This window comes from Brevibacterium mcbrellneri ATCC 49030 (genome assembly GCF_000178455.1).
In the GTDB taxonomy this organism is placed as follows: domain Bacteria; phylum Actinomycetota; class Actinomycetes; order Actinomycetales; family Brevibacteriaceae; genus Brevibacterium; species Brevibacterium mcbrellneri.
This window is the reverse complement of the sequence record NZ_ADNU01000068.1, coordinates 1-9965: the sequence shown is the minus strand read 5'-3', so window position 1 is coordinate 9965 and position 9965 is coordinate 1. Positions and strand designations below refer to the sequence as shown.

Sequence of the window (9965 nt, the reverse complement as noted above, 5' to 3'; positions counted from 1 at the left end):
CCTCGGAACAGGACCTCTTCCATAAAGCCCGGACCAAGTCCGATCGCAGCAGCTGCAAGAAGAGCAGGCAACAGTGTGGGGCCCGTGTGGATGCCGGTCACCGAATAACCACCCAGCGCCCAGATCACTCCCACCGCCAGCGCGATCAGAACGATCCCTGAGACCACTCCCAAAATGAACTCCAGGAACTTGCGTTTACCCTTCAACCCGTTTCCGGGAGTGCCACCCACTTTGCTCACGATGAGCATGTAGCCAAGCATGGAAACCGCAATGCCACACGCCACTCCCGCACAGAGAAGAACAGTGGGGAGAAGTTCGGGGGTCCGTCCGCTGAACCCAATCATGTCAGCGATGTCGTCAGGCTTCCCCGTGGCGATCGCATACACCGCTACCGGGATGACCATAAACGTTTGTGCAACAAAGAACAGCACGGTTCCCAAAAAGAGTTGCCAGCCGCGTCGCTTGTCGTTTCTGTGTACCGCCGGTGCAAGTGGCGCAACAGAGGACCCATATGGGGAGGGAGGGTAGTTCATGTTTTCAGTCTAACTAGCTAACTATCTAAGCGTGATTGAATCGAGACGTGAACATCTCCACTGCTACCGCCCGTGAAATTGCACATGACTGCGTGCGAGCTGGAATGAAACACGTTGTTGTGTGCCCCGGTTCCAGGTCCGCGCCACTCACCTACGCTTTTGCTGAACTGGACCGGCAAGGCATCATCACTGCCCACGTACGCATCGACGAACGTTCCGCCGGGTTCCTGGCGCTAGGGATCGCCAAGGGACTGCGCGCGCAGCGAACTCCGGGGCCGGTTGGGGTGGTGACCACCTCGGGAACGGCGGTACTGAACCTGGGGCCCGCCATCGCCGAGGCCGCTTACAGTCACGTGCCCATCGTCGCCCTGACGGCTGACCGGCCAGCGCGTCTGCGGGTAACGGGAGCTAACCAGACGCTGGATGACCAGTCCCGTGCTTTGCCCGAGGTGTTTGCCGCCTACGATGTTCCGGCAGGTGAACCTGCCCCGGTCGCAGAAGCGTTGGCGGTGGCAATGGGTGAAACGGGTCTGCCCGGGCCGGTACAACTGAACGTGCAGTTCGATGTTCCTCTGGTGCCAGAAGCAACGGACTTTCCATGGGACGTGCCCCGTGAGGTCACACAGGGCCACCAGTTCCATCCAAGCGAGCAGGACATTCAGGCGCTCGCAGATGCGTTGGATGCGCTGAAGAAGCCTGGAACTGTTGCAGTGGTGGGTGACTGTTCAGGTTTTGACGACTCGCACGGAGTGGTGCGGGGCATGCTGGTGGGGGTTCCGGTGTTTGCTGAACCCACCTCGGCGCTCGTTGACATGTCCGTTCCCGTGCCACACCGGGTGCTGGACGCGCGAGGGTGGGACGACGTGACCACCGTGGTTCAGTACGGGAAGGTCACACTGTTTAGACCAACCGCCAAACTGTTGGCCCAGCGTCCGGTTTTCACGATCCCGCTGAATGCGGAGTGGTGGCCTGAGGAAGCGCTTGAGCGGGCACGGGCCTTGGGTGAGGAACGGTCGGGCGCAGGCAGTGACGCAGAGCAAGGCGCGGAAAGCCACGAACCACACGTGGAGTTCGCGGGGAACTGGCCGGTAGAACTCAGTGCGGCGGAAAGCATCGTGTCAACGATCGCAGCTGGGAGTTCGCACATGTTGGTGGGAAGCTCGAACACTGTGCGGTACTTAGCGAATGTGCCTCCCACCGGGTGTGATGTTCACGCGTCGCGGGGACTGGCCGGGATCGACGGGCTCATCTCTACCGGGATCGGTATCGCAAAAGCCGGGCAGAGCCAGCAGCTAAATAACCCGTCGGGCGCCCCGCACTCCCGCCACGTCGACCCCTTGGCAATTGTGATCGGCGATGTGACCGCCCTGCACGACATCGGCGGGCTTTTGCTGGAAACGGGCGAAAACCTGCCACCTGTACAGATCTTCATCCTCAATGACGACGGCGGATCCATCTTCGCTGGCCTCGAGCACGGTCAAGACCACTTAGCGCCATACTTTGACAGGTTCTTCGCGACCCGCCACGGCCGAAACTTCGACCACCTGGCCACCGCCTACGGCTGGCCGTATAGGTACATCAACACCATGAGCGACCTGCACGCCGCGGTCGACGGCAAACAGCCTGGAGTGTACGAAGTGGCGCTCACAGCTGGTGAGTAAGCGCAGCAAGGTAGCACAGGCCAGTCGGTTTACACCTGATCAATAAGGTGGGCCACACCCAGTGCAGTCATCATAGGTGTGAGCTTGGCGCGGGTTTCGGCAAGCTCAGAGGCCGGGTCGGAATCCGGCATGATCCCGCAACCGGCCCACAGGCGAATCTTGTTGCGACTTTCTAGCTGACCGCACCGCAACGCGATCCCCAACTGGCCATCCCCGTTGCCATCGATCCATCCCACGGGGCCCGCGTAACGACCTCGGTCCGCTTTTTCTACATGCGCGATGTGCTCCCAGGCCGCCTCCCGCGGCACTCCGCCCACCGCGGCAGTGGGATGAACGGCCTGCGCAACGTCCAACAGTGTGTGGCCGGGCTTCACGACCCCGTGGGCGTCGGACGCCAGGTGGATGACGTTGGACAGGGCCAGCAGGTGCGGTTCAGGGTCCACCTCCAGCTCAGAACACAAGGGCTTAAGCGTCTGGGCCAGCGAGTCGATCGCGTAACGGTGTTCGGCCGTGTCCTTCGCTCCACCTAACTGGGCGCGGGCGGCGGCGAGCTCCGACCTCGGGTCATGTGCCACCCGGTACGTGCCCGCCAAAACCCGGGACTCAACCCGGTCGCCTGAACGCGAGATGAGAAGTTCCGGGGTCGCTCCCACCATGCCGGCCACGCAGAACGTCCACGTGGACGGGTAGGCCTGGTTCAACGCGCCCACCAGGGCACGCACGTCAATGTCGTTGCTGGTTTCGACCACGGCGTCCTGGGCCACCACGATCTTGCTGGCGCGCCCGGACTGCATGATCTCGATGGCCTCGGTGACAGCGCGCGTGTAGCGCTCGCCGGAAACGTGCCCGTCGTGTACCTGCGGGTCCCGAGGTGTCTGCAGCGCCACGTCGCGAAGTTTGAGTTCCGTGTGAGGAGTGCCGGTGACGTTGACGGCGGTGAGCCACACACGCCCGTCGCGCCTTCCCATAATGAACTGGGGGATGTCGATAACGGATTCGGCTTGCGAGTCCTCAGCGAACGCGATCGTGGTGAAACCCACGAGCCCGGAACCTGGCAAACGAACGGGGTTATCCACCGTGGCGTTGCCAGAAATTGAGCGCCACATAGTGGACAAATCCGAAAACCTGTTGGCACCTCGGGCGCGGATCCGCACAGCGCGACCAAAGCCCACCAACCCACTGTTGCCGCGCACCCAGCAGGCCAGAGTGTCCGTGGGCAACTGGGTGAGGAACTCCATGCTGGTGGCCGGGAGCCCACCTACGAACGGAGCGGGAGATTCTGGGGTGACACCGTCGACAAACCACGACCGGACAGACAGCGTGGGCACTGTGTCGCCGGGTCGCACTGTCAGAGTTTCTGCGTTTGTCTCACCGTTCACGTCCTTCATGGTAGCGGGAAGGGATTTCGCTAAGCCACGTCAGACCTGCGAAGATAAAGGAATGAGCCGTGCCCACTTAGATAAGCAGAAATCGGATGTCGCGTCGATGTTCGACGCTGTTGCAGACCGTTACGACCTCACGAACGATGCCATGACATTTGGTTTGTCGCGGTGGTGGCGGGTGGAAAACACGCGTTCGGTTGACCCTCAGCCAGGTGAAAAGATCCTGGACTTGGCGGCCGGTACGGGGTCCAGCTCTGTTCCGTATGCTCAAGCGGGCGCGCGCGTGATCGCCGGCGATATTTCTGAAGGCATGTTGGAAGTGGGCCGCAAACGCCACCCGGACATTGAGTTTGTGTATGCGGATGCATTGGACTTGCCGTTCGATGACAACGAATTCGACGCCGTGACCATTACGTACGGGTTCCGCAATGTGCAGGATCCGGCACGTGCGTTGGCCCAGATGTTGCGGGTGCTCAAACCGGGCGGGCGGCTCGTCATCACGGAGTTTTCAACGCCCACGTTTGCGCCGTTTTCCAAGTTTTATAAGCAGTACATCATGCGCGCCCTTCCCGCGGTGGCCAAGGTCGTGTCCTCCAACCCGGAAGCGTACGTGTACTTGGCGGAATCGATCCGCGAATGGCCCGCCCAGATGGACCTGTCGTACATGATGCGCGACGCTGGCTTTGACCAGGTTAAATACCGCAACCTCACCGGTGGAATCGTGGCGATCCACCATGCTGTTAAACTGGGAGCTGTTAAGCCGGGAGGCCAGTCGTAAGTGGCTGACTTTGACGTCATTGTTGTAGGTGCCGGCCCGGGTGGCTCAGCGGCCGCCACACATATGGCCCGAGGTAGGTTACGTGTGGCGTTGGTCGAAAAGGCCGGTTTCCCGCGCGACAAGATCTGTGGTGACGCACTGACCCCGCGGGCGGTGCGCGAACTGGGGTATCTGGGGTTTGAGAACCCGGGGTGGCACGCGAACCGAGGTCTGCGCCTGTTTGGTGGCGGGCACCGGGTGGAACTCGAATGGCCGCGCGTGTCCGGCATGCCCAACTACGGGCTGACCGCGCCACGTACAGTGCTCGATGAAGCGCTAGCCCGCCACGCCCAGGCCAGTGGCGCTCACCTGTTTGAGCACACGCAGGTGACGGAAGCGTTCTTTGAAAACGGTTGGGTTGCTGGCGTGCATGCGGAAGTGACAGACGACCGAGGTCGTCGCACGGGGGAGCGGGTGACGTTCCGGGCACCGTTGGTAATTGCGGCTGACGGGGTATCGTCCAGAACCGCGGTGAAAATGGGGATCCGCAAGCGTGACGACCGGCCCATGGGAGTTGCCGTGCGCACGTACTTTGATTCGCCACGTCACGACGACGACTTCATTGAATCGTGGCTTGAACTGCGAGCAGATTCGGGCAGTGGGGGTAGCGGGGAGCCTCTGCCTGGTTACGGGTGGCTGTTTCCCCTGGGCGACGGCACGGTCAATGTGGGCCTGGGCATGTTGAACACGTCCCCTGATTTCCGCAGCGTGGATTACAAGAAGACACTCCACCAGTGGGCAGGGTCCGTGGGGCCACGTTGGGGTATCGACCCTGCCACGGCGCTGGCAGACGCGAAAAGTGCTGCCTTACCCATGGCGTTTAACCGCACGCCGCACTTCAAAGACGGAGTCATGCTGGTGGGTGACGCTGCGGGCATGGTGAACACGTTCAACGGTGAAGGCATCGACTACGCAATGGAGTCGGCCCGCATAGCAGCCGATATTGTGGTGACCCACCACGGTTATCCAACCGGGGCGTGGAAGTCGATGATGAGCTCGTATCCGTCGATCGTGCGGGATGCGTACGGATCGTATGTGACGATGGGCCGAGTCTTCGCAAACCTCATTGGACACCCCCAGATCATGAAACTGGGACTAAAGTACGGTATGAGCAGTTCCACGCTGATGAAGTTCGTGGTGAAACTGTTTGCAAACGTGTATGAAGAACGTTCAGGTAAGGACATTCTCGATCACGTCATTGCAGGTCTCGAACGGGTGGTGCCCGCAACAAGCAACGAAACAGGAATGGGGACATGACAAGCACCTCGACGCCAAAGAATTACGGGCGACTCGCGCTCGATGCGGTGGGCGGATCTCTGTCAGAAGAGATGACGAACATGCTTGTCGGCGAACTCCAGCACGTCGAAACGGTGCTTGACGCGGCTGCGAGTCAGACCTCGGCGTTTGCTGACGAAACCTCCCACCACCTCATGCGGGCCGGAGGAAAACGTGTCCGACCCATGCTGGTTCTGCTGTGTTCGCAACTAGGCGGTGGCGTTTCGCCCCGCGTGCACACTGCCGCGGCCGCTGTGGAACTGGTCCACTTGGCGAGTCTGTACCACGACGACGTCATGGATGAAGCCCCCAAACGTAGGGGTGCGCTATCAGCCCACGAAAAGTGGGGTAACAACGTTGCGATTCTGACCGGTGACCTGTTGTTCGCCCGCGCCTCCCAGCTGAGCTTGGAAGTGGGCGCTGAAGCCATGCGGGTGCAGGCCGAAACATTCGAACGCTTGGTTCTGGGCCAGCTGCACGAGTTCGTTGGGACCACCGAATCGGACGATCCGATTGAGCATTACCTGTCAGTGTTAGCCGACAAAACCGGGTCCCTGATTTCTGCTTCATGCCAATTCGGAGTGATCGCATCAGACGGTCCAGCTGAACTGTTGCCTGTTGTCAAGGAGTACGGCGAGGCCGTGGGGGTCGCGTTCCAACTAGCCGACGACGTCATCGACCTCACCGTCGACGGCAAAGACTCGGGTAAAACGCCGGGGACTGACCTGCGTGAAGGGGTAGCGACGTTGCCCGTTCTGTTGGCGCGTAAGGCAGCGCAGGCGGGGGATGAGTCCGCCGCCGAGGTCGTCGCCAAGGTGGACGCCGACCTCACCGAAGATGCGGCGTTGGAAGAAGCCCGTCAAGCTTTGGCTGGGCATGAAGTGCTTGAACAGACGCGGGCAGAAGCCCGAGCATGGGCAGACCGCGCGGTAGAAGCACTGGCCCCGTTGCCTGACGGTGAAATCAAAGATGCACTTGCCACCTTCGCATACGGGACGGTCGAGCGGGCGCGGTAACCACCTCGGCGGGGGTAGCGGGGCCCTACGTTAGCGGAGACGGCGCCTGCGGCGGGCGGCCATCACACCGTCCACGCACACCAGTACCACGGTCACCCAGATGATGCAGAACCCTGCCCAGCGTGACAGAGGCATGTCTTCACCCAGAAGGAACACTCCGGTGAGGAACTGCATGGTGGGGGTGACGTATTGCAACATGCCCACCCACGACAGGGGGATGCGTGAGGTTGCGCTGCCAAACAAGATCAGTGGGATCGCGGTGACCGGTCCTAGGCAGAGCATGAGGATCACGTGAAGTGAGCCTTGGGTTTCGAAGTTCGACTGGCCCTGTGACATCAGGAAGAGCACATAGGTCACGGACGGGATGAACAGGACGATCGTTTCGATGGTCATCGCTTCGAGCGCGCCCGCACGGCTACCGATCTGCTTCTTGATGAGCCCGTAGAGGCCAAACGATAAGGCGACGCCCACACCCAGGAAGGGGAACTGGCCGTTGCCCACTGCAATGACGATGACGGCTACCGTGCCGATTCCCATGGCTAGCCACTGGAGCGGGCGGAGTTTTTCTTTCAGGAACAGAACGCCCAAGAGCACGGAAACCAGTGGGTTGATGTAGTAGCCCAAGGACACCTCGACGATGCGACCCATGTCCACACCCAGGACGAAAATGAACCAGTTGATCGCAACGGTGATGGCCGCCACCGCGAGGATTCCTAGAACGCGAAGCGTGCGAAGCAGACGCCACAACCGGGGGTAGCCTCGAGCGAACAGCAAGAGGATCAGGCAGAAAAACAGTGACCAGATGATTCTGTGGGCCAGGATTTCAAGGGGGCCGGCCGGTTGGATGGCCATGAAGAACAGGGGCAGGACGCCCCACAGCAGATACGCGCTGAGGCCAAAAATGAGCCCGGCCTTACGGCGGGCCTGTTCATCGTCTGGGATGCCCGGGTTTGGTTCCGGGGTGTTTGGGCTGTTGTTTGGGTGCGCGTTCACACGGGAAGTCTATACATAAGTTTCGCTTAGGTGTGTGTGGTCTCACTGCGGCGGTTGAGGTGGGAGTTTGGGGTGAGGTTTGGGGGTGGCGCGTGAACGTGGAATGTGAGCCCGAGCACGAATACTGGCTCTTGGTGGGAAAAATTAGCAGGCTATTACTCAAAGTACTTAGACTTGGGTGCGACTGACGAAAGGTGTGACATGAATCGACCACTTCGCGTAGCCATTGTTGGTGCTGGACCGGCGGGAATCTACGCCGCTGATCTGTTTACCAAAGCCGAACGCGATTTTGAGGTCAGTATTGATTTGTTCGAGCGCCTCCCTGCGCCATTCGGTTTGGTGCGCTACGGGGTCGCACCCGACCACCCGCGAATCAAAGGGATCACCAACGCGCTGGTGAAAATTCTTGACCGCGGAGATATTCGCCTGTTCTGCAATGTGGATTTTGGAACCGACATCCACCTGGAAGACCTACAGAAGCTCTATGACGTGGTGATCTTCTCAACGGGTTGCTTCATTGACGCGAACCTGCGGATTCCGGGTGTCGACCTACCTCGGTCCTATGGGGCAGCTGAGTTTGTCAACTGGTACGACGCCCACCCAGACGTGTCCCAAGAGTGGCCACTGGATCAGAAGAGCGTGGCTGTTATTGGCAACGGAAACGTGGCATTGGACGTGGCACGCATGCTGGCGAAACAAGCAGACGACTTGTTGACCACCGAGATCCCGGACCACGTGTACCAAGGGTTGAAGAAGTCCCAGGTGACCGATGTTCACGTGTTTGGACGCCGTGGGCCCGCCCAGGCCAAGTTCACGCCACTGGAGATCCGTGAGCTGGGTCAGGTCAAGGATGTCGATATTGTTGTGTACCCGGAGGACTTCGAATTCGACGAAGGGTCAATGAAGTCGATCCAGGAATCAAACCAGGTCAAGCAGGTGACAAAGACGCTCACCGACTTCACGCTCCGTGAACCAACCGGGGCTAAGCGTCGTCTGCACTTGCACTTCTTACACTCGCCAGTGTCGATTCTGGGTGACGAAGAAAGTGGTGTGACCGGTTTGCGTACCGAGCGCCAGGAGCTGGACGGTACCGGCAACGTGACCGGAACCGGTGAGTTCCACGACTGGGACGTGACCGCTATTTACCGGGCGGTTGGATACTTTGGAACGCCTCTTCCACAGCTTCCGTTTGACGCCCGTAAGGGTGTGATCACCAACGTTGAAGGTCGTGTGGTGGACGGCGAAAGCCAGATGACGGCGAACGAAGCCCCGGTTATCCCTGGTGTGTATGTCACGGGATGGATCAAGCGAGGCCCGGTGGGTCTCATTGGCCACACTAAGGGTGACGCGCTGGAGACGATTGGGCACGTGATCACCGACTTTGTCGAAGGGAAGCTGCCGGAGCCAGATAACGCGGATGAGAGTGCGATTGTTGAGTTGCTCAAGAGTCGTGGTGTGGACTTCATCGACTGGGAAGGTATCCACCGACTCGAGGCAGCCGAGCGCGCGTCTGGTGCTCCGCACGGCCGCGAACGTATCAAGGTAGCGACTCGTGAAGGCATGATCGCGGCCGCCCGCGAAGCTGTGACCGAGGGCCGCTGAGTAGAACTGGCTGTGTTGAAGTGGCTCAGTAGCTTCAACCCGGGGCCAAACGGCGCAAAGCGAGCGAAACCGCGCAATATAATGCGCAGTTGGGGATGCGGACGGATTCTTGGAGGATTCCGTTATGTCGTATACGAAGGAGCAGCGGCGTTTGGCTTTGCGGGTTTTTAAGCGTACGAAGTCGGTAACGAAGACGATTCGTGAGCTTGGTTATCCTGGGCGACGGACGATGCATAGGTGGGTGCGTGAGGGCGTGTCGCCACGACACCGAGTGCGCAGGCGCGTTCTCGTCCTCATCGCCGGGTACCGGGGCCTCCAGCACGCGCGAGTACAACTCCCACGTCACTGGGGTGGAAGCAATGTGGAACTGCCGTAGCTCCGCGGTGCGCGAGGTCTTCGTCCTGGCATCCCGCAACACGATCGACCCGGCAGGCACGGGGATCATCTTGTGGCGAGGGAGAGACACCTTCCAGCCTACCCGGCCAGCCTCGTCTCGTTCTGGTGGCCGGTAGGAGGCACGATCGACCTACACGCCACCCTGAGATACGAGCGTCGGGCCGGAGCTCTGTTGCGACTCGATCCGCGCGCTGCTGTTCTTCTGAGCGCACGCGGGTTGCGTGGGCGTAAATGAGCGGTGTCACAGACCGCGTGTCGGCCCGTCGTGGCCCGGGTCGGGCCGGTGGGGC

General features: G+C 60.5%; 8 protein-coding genes. 5 read left to right on the top strand and 3 right to left on the bottom strand.

What is annotated here, in order from left to right:
• The coding region (locus tag HMPREF0183_RS10020) for a hypothetical protein (protein ID WP_040348963.1) at window positions 1-533 on the bottom strand (533 nt) is incomplete at its 3' end.
• A gap of 47 nt (window positions 534-580) precedes the next feature.
• On the opposite strand from HMPREF0183_RS10020, the gene menD reads away from it, so the two are divergent.
• Entirely contained in the window at window positions 581-2194 is a 1614-nt protein-coding gene (menD, locus tag HMPREF0183_RS10015; protein WP_005885718.1) for a 2-succinyl-5-enolpyruvyl-6-hydroxy-3-cyclohexene-1-carboxylic-acid synthase, read from the top strand.
• Between the two features lie 29 nt (window positions 2195-2223).
• On the opposite strand, the gene HMPREF0183_RS10010 is transcribed toward menD, so the two are convergent.
• Window positions 2224-3582: an isochorismate synthase gene (locus tag HMPREF0183_RS10010; protein WP_005885716.1), complete on the bottom strand. Its 1359-nt coding sequence runs from the start codon at window positions 3580-3582 to the stop codon at window positions 2224-2226.
• Window positions 3583-3634: 52 nt separating this feature from the next.
• On the opposite strand from HMPREF0183_RS10010, the gene HMPREF0183_RS10005 reads away from it, so the two are divergent.
• Genes HMPREF0183_RS10005 through HMPREF0183_RS09995 form a run of 3 tightly spaced genes read left to right on the top strand, consistent with a single transcriptional unit; the run spans window position 3635 to window position 6684 of the window.
• On the top strand, window positions 3635-4354 hold the full coding sequence (locus HMPREF0183_RS10005; protein WP_040348961.1) for a demethylmenaquinone methyltransferase: 720 nt from the start codon (window positions 3635-3637) through the stop codon (window positions 4352-4354).
• Window positions 4355-5650 (top strand): geranylgeranyl reductase family protein, encoded by a 1296-nt coding sequence (locus HMPREF0183_RS10000; RefSeq protein ID WP_005885712.1) that lies wholly within the window; start codon window positions 4355-4357, stop codon window positions 5648-5650. It abuts the gene before it with no gap.
• Window positions 5647-6684, top strand: a complete 1038-nt coding sequence (locus HMPREF0183_RS09995; protein ID WP_005885710.1) for a polyprenyl synthetase family protein — start codon at window positions 5647-5649, stop codon at window positions 6682-6684. The genes HMPREF0183_RS10000 and HMPREF0183_RS09995 overlap by 4 nt, the downstream gene beginning before the upstream one ends.
• A gap of 30 nt (window positions 6685-6714) precedes the next feature.
• Here HMPREF0183_RS09995 and rarD read toward each other — a convergent pair whose 3' ends face one another.
• Window positions 6715-7677, bottom strand: coding sequence for an EamA family transporter RarD (rarD, locus tag HMPREF0183_RS09990; protein ID WP_005885708.1), 963 nt, complete (start codon window positions 7675-7677; stop codon window positions 6715-6717).
• A gap of 201 nt (window positions 7678-7878) precedes the next feature.
• Between rarD and HMPREF0183_RS09985 the strand changes: the two genes are divergently transcribed.
• The gene (locus HMPREF0183_RS09985; RefSeq protein WP_005885706.1) at window positions 7879-9279 is read left to right on the top strand and encodes an FAD-dependent oxidoreductase; all 1401 of its coding nucleotides are present in this window, start codon (window positions 7879-7881) and stop codon (window positions 9277-9279) included.
• Window positions 9280-9965 lie beyond the last annotated feature (686 nt).